Here is a 370-nt window from a genome sequence, read left to right as displayed (position 1 = left end):
AGTAATTTGTTCTGATGTTTTACCTACAATATCAAAGGATAATACACCCGTTTTTATTAGTTGTCCTTGTTTATTGATGTTTGACCAAGCAAAGTGGTCAAAATTACAGTCTACTCCAATGACACCATCGGATTTACTGAAGTTTTTATTTTGGTTCTCTTCAATATCTATTAAACATTTAAAAATGTAGTAATCCCCGTGGTCTTCAATTGCCCAACTGATTGGTTTTCCTGCATTCTTTTTATCTTTGCAATTCCATTGGTTTTGTATCGCCCCATTTGTTGTTCTTTGGACGTTTTATTGAACTTTGGCTTCCCATTAATAAAAGATGTTTTCATTTTATTCAGCATTGTCAAATCTGACTTGGTTT

General features: G+C 32.7%; 2 protein-coding genes. One reads left to right on the top strand and one right to left on the bottom strand.

Annotated elements, in window-relative coordinates:
• On the top strand, positions 1-190 hold a 190-nt coding region (locus CN326_RS24885; RefSeq protein ID WP_218007859.1), incomplete at its 5' end, for a hypothetical protein.
• On the opposite strand, the gene CN326_RS24880 is transcribed toward CN326_RS24885, so the two are convergent.
• Positions 171-370 (bottom strand): hypothetical protein (locus CN326_RS24880; RefSeq protein WP_218007858.1); only part of this gene is annotated, 200 nt, incomplete at its 5' end. The two genes, CN326_RS24885 and CN326_RS24880, sit on opposite strands and share 20 nt — an antisense overlap.

Origin of the sequence: Bacillus sp. AFS018417, assembly GCF_002560985.1 — a bacterium.
In the GTDB taxonomy this organism is placed as follows: Bacteria; Bacillota; Bacilli; order Bacillales; family Bacillaceae_G; genus Bacillus_A; species Bacillus_A rhizoplanae.
Note: the sequence above shows the minus strand (reverse complement) of the source record. Positions and strands in the feature narration are given on the sequence as shown.